This window comes from Amycolatopsis sp. NPDC114503, assembly GCF_055633655.1.
On the sequence record NZ_JBVKDT010000005.1, the window covers coordinates 62854 to 85003 of the forward strand.

The window sequence follows — 22150 nt, forward strand, 5'->3', positions numbered from 1 at the left end:
CCCGACGGCGGATGCCGCGACGCAAAACCGCTCAGCAGCCCTTCAAAGCCTGATCCAGATCGAGCCACAAGTCCTCGACATCCTCCAGCCCGGCCGAAAGCCGCAGCAACCCGTGCGTGATGCCGGAGCCCGTGCGGTCGTCCTCCGCGACAATCCGGTGCGTCAGCGAAGCCGGATGCTGGATCAACGTGTCGACGCTGCCCAGGCTCACCGCGGGCGTGATCAGCCGAACGGCGCCGATCACCGCGTGCGGGTCGCCGGTTACCTCGAAGGCCACCAGCGGGCCGCCCAGTTTCGGGTAGTGCACGGCGCTGACCGAAGGGTGGGAGGCTAGCCGCGAGGCCAGGACAGCGGCAGTCTCCGAAGCGGCCTTGACGCGGAGCGGGAGCGTCGACAGGCCGCGCAGCAGCAGGTATCCGGCGAGCGGGTGCAGGACACCACCGGTGGCGAAGCGCAGGGAACGCAGGCGCGCGGCTTCCTCCGCATCGCAGGCGACGATGCCGCCCATGACGTCGCCGTGGCCGCCAAGGAACTTCGTCGCGCTGTGCAGCACCATTCGGGCGCCGAGGCGGCCGGGGCGTTGGAGAACGGGCGTCGCGAAGGTGTTGTCGACCAGGACCGGGACGTCGCCGCACGCGGCGGTCAGCGTGGCAATGTCCAGTTCGCTCAAGGTCGGGTTCGCGGGCGTCTCCACGAAAACCAGGCCGGTGTCGGGGCGCAATGCCTCAGCGACATCCTCGGGAGCGGTCCAGGTGACCTCGGTGCCCAGCAGGCCGGTGGTCAGCAGGTGGTCGGTGCAGCCGTACAGCGGGCGGACGCCGACGACGTGGCGTTTTCCTTGCGACACGGCGGAAAGCAGGCACGCCGACACCGCCGCCATGCCGCTGGCGAAGGCCACGGCGTGGTCGAAGCCTTCGAGTTCCGCCAGGGCCTGCTCGAACCGTTCGACGGTCGGGTTGCCGATGCGGCCGTAGATGCCGGTGACGTTCCCGCCCGCGGCGAACTCGTCGATCCGGCGGGCCTCCTCGGCGCTGTCGCGCGCGGGGTAGGTCGTGGAGAAATCGAGCGGGACGGCGTGCAGGCCGAGGTCGGCGAGATCGTCGCGACCGGCGTGGACGGCTCGGGTGCTCAGGGCGGAAGTCATGGCAGTCACGGTCGGACAAGCAACGGTCGCAAAGCAACAAGCTCGGATAAGATTCAGGAATGTCCGAAACAGTCGAACTCAGTCCGGTTGATCTTGAGATTCTGCGGGTGCTGCAGAACGATGCCCGGACGTCGAACAAGGAGCTGGCGGCGGCGGTCGGGCTCGCGCCGTCCACGTGTCTGGACCGTGTGGCGCGGCTCCGGGAGACCGGCGTGATCACCGGGCAGCACGCCAAGGTCGACGCGGCGAAGGTGGGCCGTCCGCTGGAGGCGTTCCTGTTCGTGCAGGTCCGGCCGCATCGACGGCCGCTGGTCGAGCAGTTCGTCGAACACCTGCTGGCGCTGCCGGAAATCCGCGCGGTCTATCACCTCACCGGACCGGACGACTTCCTCGCGCACGTCGCCACCACCTCGGCCGCCGAGCTGCAACGGCTGGTGCTGGACGAGCTCACCTCCCGCGACGAGGTCGCCCGCGTGCACACGAATCTCGTCTTCCAGCAGTGGCAAGGCGGCCCGCTGCTGCCGCCGGACGGCGAACCCGCCCAGGGCGCGCGCATCCGGCGGCGCGAACGGTGATCTGCTGGCGGGCTCGCGTATTCGAATTACGTGTGTTCGGTCGGTTTGCCTGAGGGCGAGCGGACCGGCGTCGTCAGCAGGTGCCGCGGAGCCCTCGAACTGCTCAGCTGGACTGCTCAGCGCGGTTGTCGTACTCCTCGCGGGCGGCGAGAACCTCGGTCAGGTGCCGCACTGACCACTCCGTGAGCGCCTTCACGGGCACCCGCAGCGACTCGCCCAACGGCGTCAGCGCGTACTCCACGCGCACCGGCACGGCCGGGTACACCGTTCGCCGGACTATGCCGTCGCGTTCGAGGGCCCGCAGCGTCTGGGTGAGCATCTTCTCGCTCACTCCCGACAACCGGTTGCGCAGCTGAGTGAACCGGCACGGCCCCTGTTTGCCGAGTTCGCCGAGCACGAGGATCGACCACTTGTCGCCGATCCGGTCGAGCAGGTCCCGTGACGGGCAGCCGCGCACATACGGATCCCACGAGGATGTCGTCCCGGTCACGGCCTTGGCGGTTGCCACAGCACTCACCTCATTGCTTTCCGACGGGTGGCTACCTTACCAAAAAGTGGCTACTTCCCAACAGGAAGCAGCCGGGCCATCGTGGGCCGCAACGCCGCGGAAGACCGCGGCAGGAGGTCCTCGCCAACACCGGAAAGGTGCTCCCACGATGTCCACCCGCACCGCGTTCCTTGCCCTCACCGCGATATCCACCGCCCTGACTGCGCTCGCGTCTCCCGCCACGGCCGCAACACGCGAGGGCGACCCCGCCACGATCGCCATCAACGGCGCCAACGCCTATCCCGAAAGCGTCGCGGCCGACAACCGCTACCTCTACACCGGCAGCATCGCCGACGGCACCGTCTACCGCGGCCGCCTCGGGTCGAAGACGCTCGATCCCTTCCTGCCCGGCGGTCGCGACGACCGCACCGAGGTCGCCGGGATCAAGATCAGCGGCGATCGCCTGGTGGTCGCCGGAGCCTTCACCGGGCGCTTGTTCACCTACACCAGCACTGGGAAACTCGTTGCCGGCTACACCGTTCCCGACACAGGCGAGAAAACCCTCGTGAACGACGAAGCCGTCGCCCCCAACGGCGACGTCTACGTCACCGACTCGTTCCGCCCCGTGCTCTACCGGATCCCCGCCGCCGAGGTGCACGGCCCGGCCACCGGCGCCCGCCGAACCCTGCGGGCGGCCTACCGCCTGCCGGACTACGTGGCCGGCCAGTCCAACGGCAACGGCATCGTCGCCGCTCCCGACGGAAAATCGCTGATCATCGGCTACTGGTACAGCGGCGCGCTCTATCGGCTCACCCTCGCGACCGGCGAAATCCGCAAGATCGCCGCACCGCCGCTGACCAGCGCCGACGGCATGGTGCTGCGAGGGAACACGCTGTCCATCGCACGCTCCGTGAACAACGAGATCACCACTGTGCGGCTGTCCTGCGATTACGCCAAGGCCACCGTCGTCGGCGAACGCACCTACCCAGGGGCCGACACCACCACCGGCGTCGCCGTGAGCGGGGACCGGCTGCTGGTGACCAACTCCCAGATGAACTCGTACCTGCGCGGCGACCCGCCGGCCAGCCCGGTGTTCACCCTCGAAAGCCTGCCACTGCGCTGATCACGCCGGCCGAGCAGCGCAAAATAGACCCGTGCAGATCAGCCTCCTGACCGAATCCGACCGCGCCGCCTGGGAAACCCTCGCCCGCGGCAAAGACGCCTACTTCGACGTCGAGCGCACCGACGACAGCTACGACCGGACCTGGCGCCGTCTGCTCGACGACGACCGGATCCGCGGGGTCGCGGCCAAGCTGGACGGCGCGATGGTCGGCATCGCGCACTATCTGTTCCACGCCAGCATCTGGTACTCCGGGAAGTGCTACCTCGCCGATCTGTTCGTGTCCGAGAACGTCCGGCGCAAGGGCGTCGCGACGGCGCTGATCGAGTGGGTCGCCCGCGACGCCGACGAGCACGGTTTTCCTTCGCTCTACTGGAATACGCTCGAAGACGCCCCGGCCCGCGCACTGTACGACCGGGTGGGCAAATTCCACGACGGCTTCATTCTCTACACGTACAAACGTCAGTAGTCCTTGAAGCCCTTCCCCGTCTTACGACCCAATCGCCCGGCTGTCACCAGGTGTTCCAGCAACGGCGCTGGAGCAAAGCCTTCTTCGCGGAATTCGTTGAACAGCGTCCGCTCGATCGCCAGCGACACGTCCAGCCCGACCACGTCCAGCAGTTCGAACGGACCCATCGGCAAGCCGCAGCCGACCTTCATCGCGGTGTCGATGTCGTCCGCCGACGCGTAATGCGCCTCCAGCATTTTCACCGCGTCGTTGAGATACGGGAACAGCAACGCGTTCACGATGAATCCGGCTCGGTCGCCGCAATGCACCGGGTGTTTCCCGACTGCCGCGCACACGGCCGTCGCGGTCGCGGTGACGTCCGGGGCGGTCGCGATCGTCGACACCACTTCCACCAGTTTCATCACCGGCGCCGGGTTGAAGAAGTGCAGACCGATCACCTCGCCGGGACGCGAAGTCGCCGCCGCGCATTCGATGACCGGCAGCGAGGACGTCGTGGTCGCGAGCACCGCGCCCGGCCGGACGACCTCGTCCAAGGCCGAAAACACCGCCTGCTTAACGGAAAGCTCCTCGGCCACCGCCTCGACCACCAGGTCGACCTCGGCCAGTTCCTCGAATTCCGTCACCGGCCGGATCCGGCCAAGCGCGGCGGCAGCGTCCTCTTCGGACAGTTTGCCCTTCACCACGGCCTTGTCGAGCGACTTCTTCACCTTCGCCACCGACGCTTGCGCCTTCTCCATGCTCCGCGCCCGCAGCACGACGTCGAAACCGCGCTTGGCGAACACTTCCGCGATGCCGGTGGCCATCGTCCCAGTCCCGATCACTCCGACGGACTGGACCGGACGAGCAAGCGAAGAATCCACAGTGGACGATGCGACCGAATCCACCACCACCGGCGAATCCGGCGCGTCGTAGGCGTAAAACCCGTGCCCGCTCTTGCGTCCCAGCTGACCCGCGGTGATCATCTGCTTCAGCAGCGGCGCGGGAGCGTGCAGCCGGTTGCGGGATTGGTGGTACATCGTGTCGAGGATTTCGTACGCGGTGTCCAGCCCGATCAAATCGAGCAGCGCGAGCGGGCCCATCGGGTAGCCGCAGCCGAATCGCATTGCCGCGTCTAGATCTTCGCGAGTGGCGTAGCGCTGTTCGTACATCCGCACCGCGTGGTTGAGATAGCCGAACAGCAGCGCGTTCGCGATGAACCCGGCCCGGTCGCCCATCACCACCGGCGATTTGCCCAGCCGCTGCGCGAATTCCACGACGTCGGACACCACGTCCGGCTCCGTCACCACCGTGCGCACGACCTCGACCAGCTTCAGCACCGGCGCCGGGTTGAAAAAGTGCATCCCGACGACCTTGCCCGGCCGCGCGGTGTGCACGCCGATCTCGGTGATCGACAGCGAGGACGTATTGGACGCGAACACCACGTCCGGCCGCGTCACCTGGTCCAACTGGGTGAACACCTCGGCCTTCGCCGCGAGGTTCTCCGGGATCGCCTCGATCACCAGGTCCACTTCGGACAGATCGGCGAGCGAGGTGGTGGTGCGGATCCGGCCCAGCAGCGCCTCCCGGCCCGCCTCGTCGAGCTTCCCGCCCGCGAGCGCCCGTTCGGTCGAATGCCGCACGTGGCCGAGGCCGCGTTCGACGCCCGCCTCGTCCAGTTCCACCGCGACCACGTCGAGTCCGCTGCGGGCGAGCACCTCCGCGATGCCCGCGCCCATCGTGCCAAGACCGACCACACCGACCGTCGAGATTTCCCGTGCCACAAGGCCTCCAGAGGTTACCCGCTGGTAATTGCCGCTCACTGTGCCACGCGAGACCCCCGAAAGCACATCGGAATCGAGTCAGTCCAGCCGAAGTCACCCGGTCGGAAACCCGCAGGTCACTCCCCGAAGTTCGCCTCCACCAGCTCGGCCACCTTCGCGACCGCCTCGCTCGCCTGCAGTCCGCGGGCCCGCACCACGATCCGGTCGCCTTGCCGCGCGCCGAGCGACATCAGCGCCAGCACGCTGTGCGCGTCCGCCTCCTGCTCGCCCAGCCGGACCGACACCTCGGCCTCGAATTCGGCCAGGCTGCGCACTACGACCGCGGCCGGTCGCGCGTGCAGGCCGACGTCGTTGGTCAGCGTGAATTCCTTCTCCACCACGCCTTCCTCGCCGGCCGCCGACAGCTCCACCGCGGCCAGATCAGGCGCGACACCGGCACTCGCCGCGGCCTCGCCCACCGCCTTGGCGTTCGCTCCGCTCTGCGCCGCGACGGCCGCCGCCACCGCGCCTTCCACCAGCGGTGCGTCGACCACCACCGCGGCGGAGGGATCGGCTAGCGATTCCACCGCCAGCTCGGCGGTCATCTGCGCGCTGCCGAGGTCGTACAGCAGCACCACGCCGTCGCCGGAATCGGCGCGCTGGGTGGCGGCCACGACTTCGTCGTAGTCGGTGCCGATGCCGCCGCCGTCGGGCAACCCGCCCGCCGGGACGATCCGGACGTCCGGGGCCATCTGGGCGGCCAGTTCGGCCAAGCCTTCGGCCAGTTTCGCGCTGTGCGACACAAGAACGATTCCGACGGTCACCGGGCCGCCTCCGCGAACGCACGCAGCAGCAGCGCCGTCGAGCGGGCGCCTGGATCCATGTGCCCGACCGCGCGTTCCCCGAGGTACGAGGCACGGCCCTTGCGCGGCACCAAGTCCACAGTGGACTCCGCGCCGCGATCGGCCCCGTCGGCGGCCGCGGTGAGCACGTCGGCGATCGTGCCGTCGGCAGCGCCTTCGGCCGCGGAGACGGCCGGGATCAGCGCGTCGACCATCGTCGCGTCGCCGCCCACCGCCTTGCCGCGCGCCTGCACGCCCTCCAAGGCCGCGCGCAACGCGTCCAGCAGCAACGGCACGTCGATCTCCGCCGCGTCGCCGAGCTTCGCCGACGCGCGCAGGAAAGCCGTGCCATAAAGCGGCCCGGCCGCGCCTCCGACCTTGGAAATCAGCGTGGTGGCAGCGAGTTTCACGACCCCGGCCGGCGTTTCCGGCACCGCGGTCTCCAGCGCGGAGACGATCGCGGCGAAGCCCCGGTTCATGTTCTCGCCGTGGTCGGCGTCGCCGATCGCGCGGTCGAGGTCCACCAGTTCGGTGCGGTGCTCGGCGATCACTTCGGCGGCGGCGCGCAACGCGGCCGCGACCCCTTCGGCAGTGCAGGCCATCAGATCCCCCACCGCAGCGCGGGCGTGCGCACCGGCGCGTCCCACAGCTGCGTAAGCTCGTCGTCCAATTTCAGCAGGGTCAGGCTGATGCCCTGCATTTCCAGGCTCGTGATGTACGGGCCGACCAGCCGACGCTCGACCAGGATCCCGCGTTCGGCCAGCAGCCGCTCGGCGATCCCGTGCGCGAGGTACAGCTCCAGCTGCGGCGTGCCGCCCATCGAGTTGGTGAACAGCAGCACCTTCTCTCCGGACTCGAACGGCAGGTCGGACACCACTGCCTCGACCATCCGGGCGACCAGCGCGTCGGCCGGTTCGGCCGGGATCCGCTCGCGGCCGGGCTCGCCGTGGATGCCGATGCCGAACTCGATCTCGTCCGGCCCCAGGTCGAAACTCGGCTCGCCCGCATGCGGCACGGTCGGCGCGGACAGCGCCACCCCGATCGACCGCACCTGCCCGATCACCTTGCGCGCCAACGCTTCCACCGCGTCCAGCGAATCGCCGCGCTCGGCCGCCGCGCCGGCGATCTTCTCCAGCAGCACGGTTCCGCCGACGCCGCGCCGCCCGGCGGTGAACGTGGAATCCTTGACCGCCACGTCGTCGTCGATCACCACGCTGCGCACGTCGAGGTCCTCGGCCGCGGCCAGTTCGGCGGCGGTCTCGAAGTTCAGCACGTCGCCGGTGTAGTTCTTCACGATCAGCAGCGCCCCGGCCGGACCGGTGGTGGCCGCGATCGCGCCCTGCACCGCGTCCGGGGTCGGCGAGGTGAACACCGGCCCGGGCACCGCGGCGTCGAGCATCCCGGGGCCGACGAACCCGCCGTGCAGCGGTTCGTGCCCGGACCCGCCGCCCGAGACCACCGCGACCTTGCCCGCCACCGGCGCGTCCGCGCGCACGACCAGCGCCGGATCGTCGCGCACGCGCAGCAGGTCCGCGTGCGCGACCGCGAGCCCTCTCAGCGATTCGGCGACAACGGCCGCCGGATCGTTGATGATCTTCTTCATGGCGGACCTCCGGCACCTCGGCGTCGTGGACGGACCCAACCTATGAGGTCGCCGGGCCCGCCGCAAAGCGCCCCACGGGTCACGCCGCGGGCAGTTTCCCGGCCAGCTGCTTGGCCAGCCCGACGGTCTTGCCGCACGGGTCGTCCTTGTCCGCCTGCGCGTCGGAGTTCGTGTACTCCAGCTGGACAACCTCGACGTGGTCTTCCTTCCACTGCCGGTGCTGCCATTTGACCTGGCAGCTCGACCCGGAGGTGCCCTGTTTCGCGTACGCCTGGTTCGGCGTGCCGACGTCGGCCTTCAGCCAGCCGTCGCCTTCGGACGGCGCGACGCCGGGGAACATCGTCACCCGGACGCTCGGAATGAGTCCCCATTCGCACGAGTGCAGCCCGGAAGCCCGCGGCTTGCCGCCCTTCACGACGCCGTCCACCGCGGCCGCGTCGAGCACCGTGCACGGGTCGACAGCCAGCAGCGAGCCTGGGCCCGGCGTGTACTTCTGCGGGTTGTTGTGCAGCTTCTCGACCGCCGTGGCGACGAGTTTGCGCCCGGCCGCGCAAGCGTCGCCGCCGGTGTAGTCGATCCGGAAGGACACGCCGAAGGACGGATTCCGCGCGGTGAGCGCGCTGACCACGCAGCCGGTCCCGCCGCCGAGGTCGGGCACCTCGACCTGCGGCAGTCCGCCGACCGCACCGGTGGTCTTGTCCGAAGCGAACGTCACGATGCCGCCGACCTCGACGCTCGCGCGGATTTCCTTGCCGCCCGGGTCGTTCGCCTTGGCGACGCAGGAGTCGAACTGCGTGCTCGACGCCGTCGCCTCGCCCTGCATCGTGCCGAGCGGGCTCATCGCGGTCTTGTCCACGAACTGGCACGGCAGCAGGTCGCGCAGGGCGGCGGGGGCGACCGCGGGATCGGTGATGGGGCCGGATGACGCGCCGCTGTCCCCGGCGGCGGGGACGGTCGTGCGCGCGAAGTTCTCCTTGCCCAGATTCGGGCCGCCGCACGCGGACATCGCCGACGTCGCGACCACGCCCGCGGCGACCAGGGCGGACAACTTCAGGAACCGGCCGAACCGGCGATCGTGCACCACGTCCGGCAACCTAGCGGGCGAGGTTGCCGGACGTGGGAACAACCCGGTTATTCGGCGGGTGAGGTTTCCGTCGTTTCCGCCGACGGCGGCACGACCAGCGGCCGCAGCACCGCCCACAGCACGAACAATGCGGTCACCACCAGCAGGCCGATGCCCGACCAGAGATTGATGTTCACGTCGGCGGCCTTCTTCAGATCGGCGTCGCTGGTGAACCCGGCGCCCATGATCGTGAGGATCACGCCGTAGACGCCGAGCAGCAGCGCGATGATCAGCCGGATGTCGAAGGCGCCCGCCTTGTGCGGCCGCGAGGTTTTCTCGGTCATGCGGGCCTCCTCAGAAGATGATGTTGAGGGCGATGGTGATCACGAGGACGATGCCGGCCAGCAGGCCCGGCTTGCGGTACCAGCCCGCGTTCTCGCCGGTGTTGTCGTGCTTGAGCGCGTCGCGCGGCGTGAGCGAGTAGACCAGGCCGACCAGCTGCGCGTCCGGCTTCGGCTGGGTGGCCAGCGAAACCCCGATGCTCACCACGATGTCGACGACGAACGCGGTGCCCGCCGCCACGAAGCTGGTGCCCTGACCGGCGAGCGAAAGCACGTCGAACTGCGACAGCAGCCAGATCGTGATCGCCGACGCGGTGCCGGCGACCAGGCCGATCCACCCGGCGGCCGCGGTCATCCGCTTCCAGAACATGCCGAGGATGAACGTGGCGAACAGCGGCGCGTTGAAGAAGGAGAACAGGTCCTGCAGGTAGGTCAGGATGTTCGCGGACTGCGACGCGACGAACGCGGTGCCGATGGCCAGTACGGTCGCCCAGACGGTCGTCTTCCGGCCGAGGTTCAGGTAGTAGCCGTCCGGCTTGTCCTTCTTCACGTACGTCTGCCAGATGTCGTACGTGAACACGGTGTTGAAGGAGCTGAGGTTCGCCGCCATGCCCGCCATGAACGACGCGAGCAGGCCGGCGATCGCGATGCCGAGGATGCCGTTGGGCAGCAGGTCGCGCATCAGCAGCAGGAGCGCGTTGTTCGCGGTGACCCCGCTCGTGGCCGGTTTGTCCGCGAGCAGAAGTCCCTTGTCCTGCAAGTACTCCGGCACCACGACGCCGGCGATCATGCCGGGGATGATCACGATGAACGGCACCAGCATCTTCGGGAACGCGCCGATGATCGGCGTGCGCCGTGCGGCCGACATGCTCTTCGACGCCATCGCGCGCTGGACCTCGACGAAGTTCGTCGTCCAGTACCCGAACGACAGCACGAAGCCGAGACCGAACACGATGCCGAGGACGGACAGGAAGTTGTTGCCGAAGCCGGTCAGGTTGTCGCCCGGCCAGGAGTGCAGCTGCGCGGTGCCGCCGGGGCTGTGCGTGATCTTGTCGACCAGGCCCTGCCAGCCGCCGACCTTGACCAGGCCGACGATGGTGAGCGGCAGCAGCGCCACGACGATCACGAAGAACTGCAGCACCTCGTTGTAGATCGCGGCGGACAGCCCGCCCAGCGCGGTGTACCCGAGCACGATGGCGGCGGCGATCACGATCGACACCCACAGCGGCCAGCCCAGCAGCAGGTTCACGACGCTGGCCAGCAGGAACAGGTTCGCGCCCGCGATGAGGATCTGCGCCGCGGCGAAGCTGATGCCGTTGACCAGATGCGCGGTCGGCCCGAACCGGCGGCGCATGAACTCGGGCACGCTGCGGACCTTGGAGCCGTAGTAGAACGGCATCATCACCAGGCCGAGGAACAGCATCGCCGGGATGGCGCCGATCCAGAAGTAATGGACGGTCGGCAGGCCGTAGAGGACGCCGTTGGCCGACATGCCCATGACCTCGACCGCGCCGAGGTTCGCGGAAATGAACGCCAGACCGGTGACCCACGCGGGCAGCGACCGGCCCGAGAGCAGGAAGTCGAGGCTGCTCGACACCTGCCTTCGCGCGAGATAGCCGATGCCCAGCACCAGGACGAAATAGAACGCCAACTCGATGTAGTCGATCGGACTCGCGTCGAGCCGCAAGTTCGCGTCGGCGAGGAACGGCACCCCTGCCACCTCCGAATCAAACATTCTCACACAGAAAACACCATCGTTCCTGTCAGACCGGCACAGTACTGCATGGATTCCGAACAGGCACCCCGACACCGCGGTTTTTCACCAACCTGCCGCTGACCTGTGCATTCCGCGTGCCCGGAAGCACCCGTGTTGAGTCCTGTCGCTTCACCTCGCCAGGACTCACCATGGTCACAGATTCACCCGATTCGGGAAGGTGCCCCTCCGCCGCCCATAAGATCCCGGCACCCTTCGACCGACCTCGGAAAGGACACCCCCGAGATGACCAACCCCACCCCCGCCCTCCGCATGCCCGGACGACTGCGCGGCGCGCTCGTGTTCGTGTTCCTGCAGGCGCTCCTGAACGGCCTATACGGCGTCCTCGCCCAGGTGGAGATCGCGAGATGGGTGGACCACGGCCAAGATCCGGCCGGGGTCCTGTACCTGATCGAAATCCTGTCCTACATCTTCGCCGCCGGCCTGCTGGCGTCCGGCATCGCGATCCTGCTCGGCTACGACTGGGGCCGCTGGGCGCTGCTGGCGTGCGAGGTGCTGTCCGCGATCAGCGGGCTGATCAACCTGGTGTCCGGCACTCCCCAGGCGCTCATCGGGCTGGTGCTGGCCGGACTGGTGGTGTCGACGCTGTTCCAGGAGCAGGTGAAGGCCTGGTTCGAGGCGAAGGCGGCGCAGCGCCGGGGCGCGGCGGGTCCGGCGGCCCCGCAACCCGGATCGACGATCTGACGGATTCGCCGAGCCGAATGTGCTGAACAGAGGGCTCCCGGCCTGGGCCGGGAGCCCTTTCCTCTCTCATCGACTGGCGTTGTCGAGCCGTGCCAGCCATTCGCGAAGCAGACCGGCTTCGAAGACGCTGAAGCCCGCGTCCGTCACCGGGTCGGCGTCTTTGGTGGGAGTGACGATCCCGAGCAGCGCCTGCGCACGGTCGGCGACGGGAGAGCGATCGCCGGGTGCGGCTTGCTCCGTCAACGCGTCGAGCACGATGTCGCGCAACGGCCGGATCAGCTGGATGTCCCGCGCTTCTTCCGGCTGGGCGAGGAGAAGCAGAACCGCGCCGGTCGTAGACGCCTCGATCGCCACCTCAGCCGCTTCGACCGATCCTCGGAGCAGCCCTTGCGCGTTGGCGCGTTCGAGCATGCCGCGCAGGATGGCCCGGTTCTCCGCGGCTGCCGCGGGCTGTCGGCCCGGCCGGACGTTTCCGTACATCAGCTGGTAGATCGCCGGGTTGGCCAGCCCGAACGCGACGTGCATGTCCCAGCCGCGGCGCAGGTCTTCGACCGGGTCATCGCCGGGTTCGAACGCGCGCTTCTCCGCGAGGTAGCTCTCGAACCCGAACGTGGCCACGGCGTCGAGCAGCCCGTCCTTGTCCGCGAAAAGCCGGTACAGCGTGGGTGTTTGCACTCCGGCCGCCGTCGCGACGGCGCGAGTGGACAGCCCCGACGGTCCCGCCGCGGCCAGCAGTTTCACCGCTTCGCTCAGGATGCGCTCGCGCTGGTCGTCCGTTGCCATGTGCCGACGATAACAGAATCCTGTTGACGTTGACACTGACGCTGTCACGGTAATAACGTTACCAACGTCAACACCGAAAGGATCAGCTCATGTCTTCTGTGCACGTCGCTATCGCCTACTACTCCGGATACGGGCACACGCTCGAGCTCGCGAAGGCCGTCGTCGCCGGCGTCGAATCAGTGCCCGGAGCCCGCGCCGACCTGGTCGACGTAGCCGAAATGTCCGACGCGAAGTGGGAAACCCTCGACGTCAGCGACGCGATCGTCTTCGGCACCCCGACCTACATGGGATCCGCGTCCGGGGCGTTCCACGCGTTCGCCGAGGCGACCTCGAAGCGCTGGATGACCCAGCGCTGGCTGGACAAACTCGCGTCCGGGTTCACCAACTCCGGCTCGATGAGCGGCGACAAACTGCACACGCTGCAGTACCTCGCGCTGCTCGCCGCGCAGCACGGCATGCACTGGGTCAGCCTCGGCCTGATGCCCGGCTGGAACACCACCACCAGCAGCGAACACGACGACAACCGGCTCGGCTTCTACCTCGGCGCGGGCGCGCAAACCTGGAACGACCAGGGCCCGGACGCCGTCCACGCCGCGGACCTCACCACGGCGCGCCACCTCGGAGCGCGGGTCGCGACCCAGGCTCTGCGGTACCAGCAGCCGCTGGCGTCCTAGCCGCTGTCAGAACAGCCGGAACTCGTCCGAATCCGTGCCGCGCAACGCGTCGTAGTCCAGGACGACGCAGCGGATCCCGCGGTCCTCGGCGAGGACGCGCGCCTGCGGCTTGATCACCTGCGCCGCGAACACGCCCTGCACCGGGGCGAGCAGCGGGTCGCGGTTGAGGAGTTCGAGGTACCGGGTCAACTGCTCGACACCGTCGATTTCGCCGCGGCGCTTGATTTCCACCGCGACCGAACCGCCGTTGGCGTCGCGGGCCATGATGTCGACCGGGCCGATCGCGGTCGGGTATTCGCGGCGGACCAGGGTGTAGCCGTCGCCGAGGGTCTTGATGTGCTCGGCGAGCAGTTCCTGCAGGTGCGCTTCCACGCCGTCCTTCTGCAGGCCCGGGTCCACGCCGAGTTCGTGCTTCGAATCGTGCATGACCTCGGCGAGCGTGATGACGAGTTTCTCGCCCGCCTTGTTCTGGACCGTCCAGATGTCCGGGTCCTCGATCAGCCAGCACGGCGGCGACATCCAGTTCAGCGGCTTGTACGAGCCGCCGTCGGAGTGCACGAGCACCGAACCGTCGGCCTTCACCATCAGGACGCGGTTGGCCATCGGGAGATGCGCGGTCAGCCTGCCGACGTAGTCGACCTGGCACCGGGCGACGACGAGCCTCATCGGATCCGCCCCGCGCGGAGCGGGCTGGCGAAACCGGCCGGAGAGGGTGGGAGCACGAGACGCACCCGCCGAGGGTAGGACAGTCTCGGTGATACTGGCGAGGTGGACCCCATTCAGCGTGTCGCGACCCGCGAGGTGTATCGGAACAACTGGATGACGGTGCGAGAGGACGCCATCCGCCGCGCCGACGGCAGCGACGGCATCTACGGCGTCGTCGACAAACCGACCTACGCACTGGTCATCCCCCTGGACGGCGACCGGCTGCACCTGGTCGAGCAATTCCGGTACCCGCTCGGGATGCGGCGATGGGAATTCCCGCAGGGAACCGCGCCCGATCTCGCCGAGACCCCGCCCGCGGAGCTGGCTCAGCGGGAGCTGCGGGAGGAGACCGGATTGCGGGCGGCGACGTTCACGAAACTGGGAACGCTCGACGTCGCGCCGGGGCTGGCGAGCCAGCGCGGGCACGTGTATCTCGCGACGGGGCTTACCGAGGGCGCTCCGGAGCGGGAACTGGAAGAGCAGGACATGCGGACGGCGTGGTTCAGCCGGACGGAGGTGGAGAAAATGATCTCTGCCGGGGAAATCACGGACGCGCAGTCGGTGGCGGCGTACACGTTGCTGTTGTTGCACGAACGCCGCTGAGCGCTGGCCGCACGACCGAGAAGGCTGTGAGGGCCACCCTGAGGGAATCAGATTCCCTCAGGGTGGCCCTCACGGACGTCAGGTCAATCCGTCCAGTCGGGCTTGCGCTTCTCCAGGAACGCCGCCATCCCCTCACGCGCGCCCGGCAACTGCGAAGCCGACGCCATCACCTCGACGGCGATTGCGTACGCGTCGGCTTCCGGGCGGTCCAGCTGGGCGTACAGCGTCTGCTTCCCCATCGCCTTGCTCGCCCGGCTGCCGCGGGTCGCGCGGCCGAGCAGCTCCGCGACTGCCTCGTCCAGGGAGTCGTCCGGGACCACGCGGTTGACCAAACCCCAGTCCAGTGCTGTCGCCGCGTCGACCACGTCGCCGGTCAAAGCCAGTTCCATCAGGCGTTTCCGGCCGATCGCGCGCGCCACCGGCACCGCGGGCGTGTGGCAGAACCAGCCGCCCTTGCCGCCCGGCAGGGCGAATCCCGAGGATTCCGCCGCGACCGCCAGATCGCACGACGCCACCAGCTGGCACCCCGCGGCCGTCGCCAGGCCGTGCACCCGCGCGATCACCACCTGCGGGACCGATTCCATGGTCCGCATCAGCGTCGTGCAGAGGGTGAGCAACTCGCGCACCCCGATGAGGTCACGCGCGGCGACGTCGCCGAAATCGTGCCCGGCCGAGAAGACCGGCCCAGCTCCGGCCAGCACGATGCCGGTCGCGTCGGACTCGCCCGCCTCACGGAACGCGGCGAGCAGCTCGCCGAGATGCTCGGCGGACAGCGAATTGCGCCGCGCCGCGCGGTTCATCGTGATGGTGACCGTGTCGCCGTCCCGCTTTACGAGGATGTGCTCGTACTCGCCCATGCCCCGACCGTAACCCCGCCGGCCGGGATGCGGAAAGTGCGCCGATAGGAATCCGGCCCGACCCCCACCTCCGCCCGCAGCCGTCGGCGCAGGTTCGCGGCACTGCCGAGCCCCGCCCGCTCAGCCACCCGCGCGACCGGCAGATCCGTGGTCTCGAGAAGCCGCTGCGCGTGCTGCACCCGCTGGACGAGCAGCCACCTTCCCGGCGTACTGCCCGTGGCGGCGGCGAACTCCCGGTGAAACGTCCGAGGACTCATCCCCGCGTGCTCCACCAAATCCGGCACGCCTATCTCATCGGCGAGCCGAGTCATCGCCCAGTCCATTGTGGACGCAATACCCGGCCGCGAGGCGTTGGCGGGCAACGGAGATTCCGCATACTGCCGCTGCCCGCCTTCCCGAACCGGAGGCATCACCAGACGGCGGGCAAGACGCGCGGCGACCTCCGCCCCATGGTCACGGCGCACCAGATGCAGACAAAGATCAAGCCCACCGACGACCCCCGCCGACGTAAGCACGCCGTCCTGCTCGGTGTACAACACGTCGCGACGAAGCTCCGCTGCTGGCGCGGCTGTCGCGAGCGCGTCGAGATCGCGCCAATGCGTCGTCGCAGGCCGCCCGTCTAGCAGCCCCGCAGCAGCGAGAGTAAACGCTCCAGAGCAAAGCCCGGCAACCGTCGCCCCGCCACGATGAGCCCGCCGAAGCGCCCCGCGCGCGGCGGCAGGCACCTCAGCCAGCGGATCGTCACGACCCGGCGCGAGAATCAGGTCGCACTCATCCAGTCCGGAAAGACCATGCGTCGCAACGACTTCACCAAACGGCGAGACCCGCGTACGCCCCCGTCCGGGCGCACACACGCGCACCGTGAACGGCCCGATGCCACTGTCGGTGCGGTCCTGAGCCCACACCTCCGCGATCACCGCCAGGTCGAACATCCGGCTGCCCGGCAGGAGCAGCACCCCGATCGTGCGCATGGCAGAAAAGTACCGCATCGCGCCTCTTGTGCCACTCCCCTCCGACGCGATCCCCCGGCCACAATCGAGCCCATGACCACCGCACTGCTGCTGATCGACGTCCAGCAAGGCTTCGACGACGCCGAGTTCTGGGGCCCGCGCAACAACCCCGGAGCCGAAGCGAACATCAAGGCCCTGCTGCAGGCTTGGCAGGATCGGCGCGACCCAGTCGTGCTAGTCCACCACGATTCCGTCAAGCCAGAGTCGCCCCTGCGCCCCGGGCAGCCCGGCAACGACTTCAAACCCGAACTGGCAGGCGCCCGCCCAGACCTGGTCTTCGGCAAAAAGGTGAACTCCGCCTTCCTGGGCGACGTCGACCTGAACGCCTGGTTCACCACCCGAGGCATCACGAGCTTCGTCCTGGCCGGAATCCAAACCAACTTCTGCTGCGAAACCACCGCCCGCATGGGCGGAAACCTGGGCTACGACGTGACTTTCACCCTGGACGCCACCTTCACCTTCGACCTGAACGGCCCGGACGGCACCACCTTGACCGCCGAAGAACTGACGAGAGCAACCGCGACAAACCTCCACGGCGGCGGCTTCGCCACAGTGAAATCCACCAAGGAAATCCTGGCCAGCATTCCGTGAGGGGAACCCTGAGGGAATCTGATTCCCCCAGGGTTCCCCTCACAGACCAAACCGCCACCACCACACCCACCTAACCCAGGCAGCCAGTCCCCGCCCCGCACCCCGATACGAAGCCAGAAATGCAGTCCGCGGGGGCTTGTCAAGGCATCTTTCCCGCCTTGACAAGCCCCCCGCGGACTGTCATCACCATCAGCTTCGGGGTGCCCCAACTCACCGGGGCGCAATGTCGCCGCCAGGCGACGAGCCCCTAAGAACCCAACCCGTGCCGCTCCCGAACCAATTCCACAATCCCAGCCATAATGTCCGTCAGCTCGTAATCCTTAGGCGTAAACACCCGAGCAATCCCCCGCTCAGTCAACAACGCTGCATCATCAGGCGGAATAATTCCGCCCACGATCACCGGAACATCCCCAGCCCCAGCCGCCCGCAACCCGTCGACGACGAGCGGCACGACCTCCAGATGCGACCCGGACAACACCGACAGCCCGACCACGTGCACGCCTTCCTGCACCGCAGCCGCGACAATCTGCTCCGGGGTCAACCGAATCCCCTGGTAGATAACCTCAAACCCCACATCCCGGGCCCGCACCGCAACCTGCTCGGCCCCGTTGGAATGCCCGTCCAGCCCGGGTTTCCCGACGAGAATCCGCAACCGCTCGCCCATTTCAGCTTCGGTGCGACGAACCAGCTCCCGAACCCGCTCCAACTCCGGATCCCCTTGCCCCGCAGTCGCTGCGGCAGAAACCCCGGTAGGCGCCCGGTACTCCCCGAACACCTCCCGCAAAGCCCCGGACCACTCCCCGGTCGTCACGCCCGCCCGCGCGCAGTCCACAGTGGCCTCGAAAAGGTTGTCCGAAGTGGACGCTTTCTCCTTCAACGCGGCAAGGGAAGCAGCGACAGCAGCGTTGTCCCGCTCTTCCCGCCACTTCTCCACCGCGGCAACGGCAGCCTTCTCCACCGCGGGATCAATAGTCTCGATCGCCTGAGCCCCCTCCGCCTGCAACGGCGACGGCTCAGTCGTCTCGAACTTATTCACCCCGACGAGAACCCGCTCCCCGTTCTCCATCCCCCGCCGGTACTCGGCAAGAGACGAAACGAGCTGCGACTTCATGTACCCGCTCTCGACCGCGGCCACCGCCCCGCCGAGATCCTGCACGCGGGCGATCTCCTCCCGGGCCCCGGCCACGATCTCGTCCACTTTGGACTCGACCACCCGCGATCCGTCGAAAATGTCCTCGTACTCCAGCAAATCCGTCTCGAACGCGAGCACCTGCTGCATCCGCAACGCCCACTGCTGATCCCACGGCCGCGGCAAGCCCAGCGCCTCGTTCCAAGCGGGCAGCTGAATCGCCCGAGCCCGCGAACCCCGCGACAACGACACCGCCAGCATCTCCAGCACGATCCGCTGGACGTTGTTCTCCGGCTGCGCCTCCGTCAACCCGAGCGAGTTCACCTGCACGCCGTACCGCAGCCGGCGCGCCTTCGGGTTCTCGACGCCGTAGCGCTCGCGCGTCAGCTCGTCCCACAGCTGCGTGAACGCGCGCATCTTGCACATCTCTTCGACGAACCGGACGCCCGCGTTGACGAAGAACGAAATGCGCGCGACGACCTTCTCCATGTCGGCCTGGTCGACCTGGCCGGAGTCGCGCACCGCGTCCAGCACGGCGATCGCGGTGCAGAGCGCGTACGCGACCTCCTGCGTCGGCGTCGCGCCCGCTTCCTGCAGGTGGTAGCTGCAGATGTTGATCGGGTTCCACTTCGGCACGTGGTGCACGGTCCACGCGATCATGTCGGTGATCAGCCGGAGGCTCGGCCCGGGCGGGAAAATGTAGGTGCCGCGGGACAGGTACTCCTTGATGATGTCGTTCTGCGTGGTGCCGGTGAGCTTGGCCAGCACCTCGTCGACGTCGCGGCCCTGCTCCTCGGCCTGCTCGCGGGCCACCGAAACGTAGAGCGCGAGCAGCCACATCGCGGGCGCGTTGATGGTCATCGAGGTGTTCGCCTCGGCGAGCGGGATGCCGTCGAACAGCCGTCGCATGTCGCCGATGTGCGAAACCGGCACGCCGACCTTGCCGACCTCGCCGCGCGCGAGCACGTGGTCCGGGTCGTAGCCGGTCTGCGTCGGGAGATCGAAGGCGACCGACAACCCGGTCTGCCCCTTGGCGAGGTTCCGCCGGTAAAGCTCGTTGGACGCGGCGGCGGACGAGTGACCCGCATAGGTGCGCATCACCCAGGGCCGGTCGCGCTCGTGGTCGGTGGGGTACGGCACGGTGCACCTCTCTTCGCCGAGACGACCGCCCGAGTGTACCCGCCGGTAACTTAATCGGCGGAGTGGATTCGGCCACGCCCGGGTGACGCGCCGGGCCGGACGACCACTACCCCGCGGTCAAGGTCGACCGTACCCAGCGGCGGCGCTCCCTGCGCTTCCTCCTCGAGGGTCATCTCGACCGAATCGCGGTGTTCGAGCTCGGTGCGCTTCGTGCCGTAGAGGAACGCGGTGACCTCGTCGAGGTACGTCGAGGACAGCCGCGCCTTGAGCCGCGACGGTTTTTTCTTCCGCCGCAGTTCCCAGCCGCCGACGATCAGCAGCACGATGGTGGCGACCGGCAGCGAGAGACCCAGCAAGGTCATCAGCATGGTTAGCCAACGACCGGGGCGCGCGGAGCGTTCCGGGCGATCAGGTCGGCGACCTGGGCGGCATCCGGGACGGCCATCAGCTCCGGCAGGAACGGATACCAGGCGGGCCGGTGGCGGAAACTCTGATCGCGCAGCCACTCGTCGGCCGTGGGACGGAAGTCGATCGTCCCGGTGCCGTCGCCGTGGTCGCGTACTCGCGGCGGGCGGAGATCGGCGAGCTGGACCCAGCGGAACTCGACGCCGGGCGGCGATTCCGACACGAAGATCAGCCTGCGGTCGGTGACCAGGTACGTCGTCACGGCGATGAAGCCGCGACGTTCGCGGTTGCGCTCGAACCCGCTGGTGAGAGCCATGCCGAGCAGAGCGGCCCAGCCGGCCGTGACCCAGTTGCCCAGGTCCAGGAGCGCGGTCAGTCCCGAGGCGACGAGGAACAAGATCCCCACCGTGAGGTAGTAGTGGTAATCGCGATAGCGCCGCACGTAGTGCTGCGGTCGCCCGGACCAGAGCAGGTGTTCGTCTTCGGCCAGTGGGTACATGACACCCTCCTCGCTCCCGAAGAGTGCACGCCGACCGGTTCGCCCTGGTTGCCCAGCTGGCCGGAATTATTGCTGCGGTGAGGGCGAGCGCGGAGCGTGCTGGGCGATCAGGTCGGCGACGTGCTCCGGATCCTCGATCGCGATCAGTTCGGGCACCATCGTCGCGAGCGACGACTGCGCCCGGAACTGCTGGTCGCGCAGCCAAACGCGCAAGGACGCCCCGAAACCGACCGTGCCGGTGCCGTCGCCGTGGTCGCGCACCCGCGGCTCGCCCAGATCGGGAAGCCATACCCAGCGGAACTCGACGCCGCTCGGGTGATCGGCGACGAAGACGAGCCTGCGATCCGTGACGAGGTAGGTCAGCACCCCGAGCAGCACCTTGCGCTGCCGGTTCCGTTCGGCGGCCAGCCCGAGAACCAGGCCGAAGAAGCCCGGCCACAGAGCGAAGAGGGCGAGATCCACGCCGAACTTCACGGTGCCGATGACGCCGACCGTGACAAGCGCCGCGAAAGCCACCATCGCTACGACGTAACCGTGGTAGCGCGCGTACCTGTGGGGGTACCGCTGCGGCCGCCCAGACCAGAGCAGGTGTTCGCCTTCGGCCAGTGGGTACATGACGCCCTCCTCGCTCCCGAGGAGAGCATGCCGCCCGGTTCGACCGGGTTGCCCGGCTGGCCGGAATCAGCAGGATGTTCTGCCCGACGGATGGAGAGCGCGGAGCGTCCGAGCGATCAGTTCGGCGACGTGCTCCGGCCCCTCGATCCCGATCAGTTCGGGCGTCATCGTCGTGAGCGACGACTGCGCCTGGGACTTTTGGTCGCGCAGCCGGACGCGCGAGGGCGCCTTGAAGCTGACGGTTCCGTCGCCGTGGTCGCGCACCCGCGGCTCGTCCAGGTCTGGAAGCGGAACTCGACGCCGCCCGGTCGGTCGGCGACGAAGACGGTCCTGCGATCGGTCCCGAGGTAGGTCAGCACCTTGCGCTGCCGGTTCCGTTCGGCGGGATACCTGACGCCCTCCTCGCTCCCGAATGATGCACGCTCGCCCTGGTTGCCGAACCGGTGTGACGGAAATCCGCGAGACGTCGGCCGATCCGGGATCTACCGTGGTCAGACGTGACGTGGAGCGGGTACGGCAGTTATCTGGTGATCGTGGTCCTCATCGTGCTCGCGCCGGGGCCGGACACGATGGTGATGCTGAAGAACGCGCTGTCCGGCGGGGCGCGCGGCGGTTTGCTGGCCACCGCGGGCATCCTCGCCGGCAACGCGGTGCAAGGCACCGCCGCGGCGCTCGGGCTCGGCGTGGTGATCGCCCGCTCGCAGCCGGTGTTCCTCACGCTCAAGTGGCTCGGTGCGGCTTACCTCCTCTTCCTCGGCATCCAGGCGCTGCGCGGCGCTTGGCGCGGCAACTACGACGCGGTCGCCGACACCCAGCGCAAGCGCGCCAGCGGCTTCCGGCGATGGCGCGAGGGGTTCCTCTCGAACATCACGAACCCCAAGGTGCTGGTGCTGTACCTGTCGGTGCTGCCGCAGTTCCTCGACCCGGTGCGCACGACGACCTGGGACGCGCTGGTGCTCGCGTACACGGTCGCCGTGCTGGGCACGATCTGGCTGCTGGTCCTGCTGTTCTTCGTGCACCGGGTCCGCGCGTGGCTCAGCCGCCGCAAGGTCCGCCGCGCGCTGGACGGGGTGACCGGCACCGCGCTGGTCGGGTTCGGCGCGGCGCTGGCCCTGGAATCCTGATCCCGGCCAGAACCGGGGTGTTCGAGTTCAAGACCTCGTGAACGGTTGACGTTTCAGGGCATCGTGGACACCGTCCGGCCCGTCAGCGTGGTCGCCAGGATTTTCATGGTGATCATGCGTCGACGGGCAGAGCCGGGTTTTCGATGGATCCGGAGTTCCTCGCCGAGGCGCCGC

The 22150-nt window shown here is 68.4% G+C and carries 26 protein-coding genes; 8 read left to right on the forward strand and 18 right to left on the reverse strand.

The genetic code is table 11. The annotated features are described in order from the left end of the window. Positions 1-31: 31 nt before the first annotated feature. A complete protein-coding gene (locus tag ACZ7OI_RS21970; RefSeq protein ID WP_470266053.1) occupies positions 32-1144 on the reverse strand; it encodes a trans-sulfuration enzyme family protein in 1113 nt (370 codons plus the stop codon). A gap of 59 nt (positions 1145-1203) precedes the next feature. On the opposite strand from ACZ7OI_RS21970, the gene ACZ7OI_RS21975 reads away from it, so the two are divergent. Further along, a complete protein-coding gene (locus ACZ7OI_RS21975; RefSeq protein ID WP_470266054.1) occupies positions 1204-1719 on the forward strand; it encodes an Lrp/AsnC family transcriptional regulator in 516 nt (171 codons plus the stop codon). Between the two features lie 103 nt (positions 1720-1822). Here ACZ7OI_RS21975 and ACZ7OI_RS21980 read toward each other — a convergent pair whose 3' ends face one another. Then, positions 1823-2227 (reverse strand): winged helix-turn-helix transcriptional regulator, encoded by a 405-nt coding sequence (locus ACZ7OI_RS21980; RefSeq protein WP_470266055.1) that lies wholly within the window; start codon positions 2225-2227, stop codon positions 1823-1825. A 148-nt stretch (positions 2228-2375) separates the two neighbouring features. Here ACZ7OI_RS21980 and ACZ7OI_RS21985 point away from each other — a divergent pair, with 148 nt between their 5' ends. Continuing rightward, positions 2376-3329: an SMP-30/gluconolactonase/LRE family protein gene (locus ACZ7OI_RS21985; RefSeq protein ID WP_470266056.1), complete on the forward strand. Its 954-nt coding sequence runs from the start codon at positions 2376-2378 to the stop codon at positions 3327-3329. A gap of 31 nt (positions 3330-3360) precedes the next feature. Further along, on the forward strand, positions 3361-3795 hold the full coding sequence (locus ACZ7OI_RS21990; RefSeq protein ID WP_470266057.1) for a GNAT family N-acetyltransferase: 435 nt from the start codon (positions 3361-3363) through the stop codon (positions 3793-3795). Here ACZ7OI_RS21990 and ACZ7OI_RS21995 read toward each other — a convergent pair. The 7 genes from ACZ7OI_RS21995 to ACZ7OI_RS22025 form a co-directional block, all read right to left on the reverse strand. Next, positions 3789-5555 carry a 3-hydroxyacyl-CoA dehydrogenase family protein gene (locus ACZ7OI_RS21995; protein WP_470266058.1) on the reverse strand — a complete coding sequence of 589 codons (1767 nt, stop codon included), beginning with the start codon at positions 5553-5555 and terminating at the stop codon, positions 3789-3791. The two genes, ACZ7OI_RS21990 and ACZ7OI_RS21995, sit on opposite strands and share 7 nt — an antisense overlap. Before the next feature lie 116 nt (positions 5556-5671). Further along, the gene (dhaM, locus tag ACZ7OI_RS22000) at positions 5672-6358 is read right to left on the reverse strand and encodes a dihydroxyacetone kinase phosphoryl donor subunit DhaM (protein ID WP_470266059.1); all 687 of its coding nucleotides are present in this window, start codon (positions 6356-6358) and stop codon (positions 5672-5674) included. Beyond that, positions 6355-6978, reverse strand: a complete 624-nt coding sequence (gene dhaL / locus ACZ7OI_RS22005) for a dihydroxyacetone kinase subunit DhaL (protein WP_470266060.1) — start codon at positions 6976-6978, stop codon at positions 6355-6357. The genes dhaM and dhaL overlap by 4 nt, the downstream gene beginning before the upstream one ends. Next, entirely contained in the window at positions 6978-7979 is a 1002-nt protein-coding gene (gene dhaK, locus ACZ7OI_RS22010; protein WP_470266061.1) for a dihydroxyacetone kinase subunit DhaK, read from the reverse strand. The genes dhaL and dhaK overlap by 1 nt, the downstream gene beginning before the upstream one ends. Before the next feature lie 79 nt (positions 7980-8058). Then, a complete protein-coding gene (locus tag ACZ7OI_RS22015) occupies positions 8059-9063 on the reverse strand; it encodes a DUF3558 domain-containing protein (RefSeq protein ID WP_470266062.1) in 1005 nt (334 codons plus the stop codon). Between the two features lie 47 nt (positions 9064-9110). Then, positions 9111-9386: a hypothetical protein gene (locus ACZ7OI_RS22020; RefSeq protein ID WP_470266063.1), complete on the reverse strand. Its 276-nt coding sequence runs from the start codon at positions 9384-9386 to the stop codon at positions 9111-9113. A 10-nt stretch (positions 9387-9396) separates the two neighbouring features. Beyond that, the gene (locus tag ACZ7OI_RS22025) at positions 9397-11094 is read right to left on the reverse strand and encodes a sodium:solute symporter family protein (protein ID WP_470266657.1); all 1698 of its coding nucleotides are present in this window, start codon (positions 11092-11094) and stop codon (positions 9397-9399) included. Between the two features lie 288 nt (positions 11095-11382). On the opposite strand from ACZ7OI_RS22025, the gene ACZ7OI_RS22030 reads away from it, so the two are divergent. After that, positions 11383-11841 carry a hypothetical protein gene (locus ACZ7OI_RS22030; RefSeq protein ID WP_470266064.1) on the forward strand — a complete coding sequence of 153 codons (459 nt, stop codon included), beginning with the start codon at positions 11383-11385 and terminating at the stop codon, positions 11839-11841. Positions 11842-11907: 66 nt separating this feature from the next. Here the strand turns inward: ACZ7OI_RS22030 and ACZ7OI_RS22035 are convergent, their stop codons facing one another. After that, positions 11908-12624 (reverse strand): TetR/AcrR family transcriptional regulator, encoded by a 717-nt coding sequence (locus tag ACZ7OI_RS22035; RefSeq protein ID WP_470266065.1) that lies wholly within the window; start codon positions 12622-12624, stop codon positions 11908-11910. 89 nt (positions 12625-12713) lie between these two features. On the opposite strand from ACZ7OI_RS22035, the gene ACZ7OI_RS22040 reads away from it, so the two are divergent. After that, complete coding sequence (locus ACZ7OI_RS22040) at positions 12714-13298, forward strand: flavodoxin family protein (protein ID WP_470266066.1); 585 nt, start codon at positions 12714-12716, stop codon at positions 13296-13298. A gap of 6 nt (positions 13299-13304) precedes the next feature. Here the strand turns inward: ACZ7OI_RS22040 and nucS are convergent, their stop codons facing one another. Then, positions 13305-13964 (reverse strand): endonuclease NucS, encoded by a 660-nt coding sequence (gene nucS, locus ACZ7OI_RS22045; RefSeq protein WP_470266067.1) that lies wholly within the window; start codon positions 13962-13964, stop codon positions 13305-13307. 102 nt (positions 13965-14066) lie between these two features. Between nucS and ACZ7OI_RS22050 the strand changes: the two genes are divergently transcribed. Then, complete coding sequence (locus ACZ7OI_RS22050) at positions 14067-14606, forward strand: NUDIX domain-containing protein (RefSeq protein WP_470266068.1); 540 nt, start codon at positions 14067-14069, stop codon at positions 14604-14606. 83 nt (positions 14607-14689) lie between these two features. On the opposite strand, the gene ACZ7OI_RS22055 is transcribed toward ACZ7OI_RS22050, so the two are convergent. Further along, a complete protein-coding gene (locus ACZ7OI_RS22055) occupies positions 14690-15463 on the reverse strand; it encodes an enoyl-CoA hydratase-related protein (RefSeq protein WP_470266069.1) in 774 nt (257 codons plus the stop codon). Beyond that, a complete protein-coding gene (locus tag ACZ7OI_RS22060; RefSeq protein WP_470266070.1) occupies positions 15436-16434 on the reverse strand; it encodes a GlxA family transcriptional regulator in 999 nt (332 codons plus the stop codon). The genes ACZ7OI_RS22055 and ACZ7OI_RS22060 overlap by 28 nt, the downstream gene beginning before the upstream one ends. Positions 16435-16506: 72 nt before the next feature. Between ACZ7OI_RS22060 and ACZ7OI_RS22065 the strand changes: the two genes are divergently transcribed. Then, positions 16507-17064: a cysteine hydrolase family protein gene (locus tag ACZ7OI_RS22065; RefSeq protein WP_470266071.1), complete on the forward strand. Its 558-nt coding sequence runs from the start codon at positions 16507-16509 to the stop codon at positions 17062-17064. A 247-nt stretch (positions 17065-17311) separates the two neighbouring features. Here the strand turns inward: ACZ7OI_RS22065 and ACZ7OI_RS22070 are convergent, their stop codons facing one another. The 5 genes from ACZ7OI_RS22070 to ACZ7OI_RS22090 all read right to left on the reverse strand — a co-directional run bounded on the left by ACZ7OI_RS22070 (position 17312) and on the right by ACZ7OI_RS22090 (position 21116). Further along, complete coding sequence (locus ACZ7OI_RS22070; RefSeq protein ID WP_470266072.1) at positions 17312-19333, reverse strand: protein meaA; 2022 nt, start codon at positions 19331-19333, stop codon at positions 17312-17314. Positions 19334-19383: 50 nt separating this feature from the next. After that, positions 19384-19695 (reverse strand): DUF6191 domain-containing protein, encoded by a 312-nt coding sequence (locus ACZ7OI_RS22075; RefSeq protein WP_470266073.1) that lies wholly within the window; start codon positions 19693-19695, stop codon positions 19384-19386. An 8-nt stretch (positions 19696-19703) separates the two neighbouring features. Continuing rightward, the gene (locus tag ACZ7OI_RS22080; protein ID WP_470266074.1) at positions 19704-20237 is read right to left on the reverse strand and encodes a hypothetical protein; all 534 of its coding nucleotides are present in this window, start codon (positions 20235-20237) and stop codon (positions 19704-19706) included. A 66-nt stretch (positions 20238-20303) separates the two neighbouring features. Continuing rightward, positions 20304-20852: a hypothetical protein gene (locus tag ACZ7OI_RS22085; protein ID WP_470266075.1), complete on the reverse strand. Its 549-nt coding sequence runs from the start codon at positions 20850-20852 to the stop codon at positions 20304-20306. A 66-nt stretch (positions 20853-20918) separates the two neighbouring features. Beyond that, positions 20919-21116 carry a hypothetical protein gene (locus ACZ7OI_RS22090; RefSeq protein WP_470266076.1) on the reverse strand — a complete coding sequence of 66 codons (198 nt, stop codon included), beginning with the start codon at positions 21114-21116 and terminating at the stop codon, positions 20919-20921. 233 nt (positions 21117-21349) lie between these two features. Between ACZ7OI_RS22090 and ACZ7OI_RS22095 the strand changes: the two genes are divergently transcribed. Continuing rightward, entirely contained in the window at positions 21350-21976 is a 627-nt protein-coding gene (locus ACZ7OI_RS22095; RefSeq protein ID WP_470266077.1) for a LysE family translocator, read from the forward strand. The last annotated feature ends 174 nt before the right edge of the window (positions 21977-22150 follow it).

Coding starts and splice junctions, on each gene's coding strand:
- ACZ7OI_RS22085 (WP_470266075.1), bottom strand. CDS start 20,852: ATGTACCCACTGGCCGAAGGCGAACACCTGCTCTGGTCTGGGCGGCCG.
- ACZ7OI_RS21975 (WP_470266054.1), top strand. CDS start 1,204: ATGTCCGAAACAGTCGAACTCAGTCCGGTTGATCTTGAGATTCTGCGG.
- ACZ7OI_RS22035 (WP_470266065.1), bottom strand. CDS start 12,624: ATGGCAACGGACGACCAGCGCGAGCGCATCCTGAGCGAAGCGGTGAAA.
- ACZ7OI_RS22055 (WP_470266069.1), bottom strand. CDS start 15,463: ATGGGCGAGTACGAGCACATCCTCGTAAAGCGGGACGGCGACACGGTC.
- dhaK (WP_470266061.1), bottom strand. CDS start 7,979: ATGAAGAAGATCATCAACGATCCGGCGGCCGTTGTCGCCGAATCGCTG.
- ACZ7OI_RS21970 (WP_470266053.1), bottom strand. CDS start 1,144: ATGACTTCCGCCCTGAGCACCCGAGCCGTCCACGCCGGTCGCGACGAT.
- ACZ7OI_RS22030 (WP_470266064.1), top strand. CDS start 11,383: ATGACCAACCCCACCCCCGCCCTCCGCATGCCCGGACGACTGCGCGGC.
- ACZ7OI_RS22020 (WP_470266063.1), bottom strand. CDS start 9,386: ATGACCGAGAAAACCTCGCGGCCGCACAAGGCGGGCGCCTTCGACATC.
- ACZ7OI_RS22080 (WP_470266074.1), bottom strand. CDS start 20,237: ATGTACCCACTGGCCGAAGACGAACACCTGCTCTGGTCCGGGCGACCG.
- ACZ7OI_RS22040 (WP_470266066.1), top strand. CDS start 12,714: ATGTCTTCTGTGCACGTCGCTATCGCCTACTACTCCGGATACGGGCAC.
- ACZ7OI_RS22065 (WP_470266071.1), top strand. CDS start 16,507: ATGACCACCGCACTGCTGCTGATCGACGTCCAGCAAGGCTTCGACGAC.
- ACZ7OI_RS21985 (WP_470266056.1), top strand. CDS start 2,376: ATGTCCACCCGCACCGCGTTCCTTGCCCTCACCGCGATATCCACCGCC.
- dhaL (WP_470266060.1), bottom strand. CDS start 6,978: ATGGCCTGCACTGCCGAAGGGGTCGCGGCCGCGTTGCGCGCCGCCGCC.
- nucS (WP_470266067.1), bottom strand. CDS start 13,964: ATGAGGCTCGTCGTCGCCCGGTGCCAGGTCGACTACGTCGGCAGGCTG.
- ACZ7OI_RS22060 (WP_470266070.1), bottom strand. CDS start 16,434: ATGCGCACGATCGGGGTGCTGCTCCTGCCGGGCAGCCGGATGTTCGAC.
- ACZ7OI_RS22075 (WP_470266073.1), bottom strand. CDS start 19,695: ATGACCTTGCTGGGTCTCTCGCTGCCGGTCGCCACCATCGTGCTGCTG.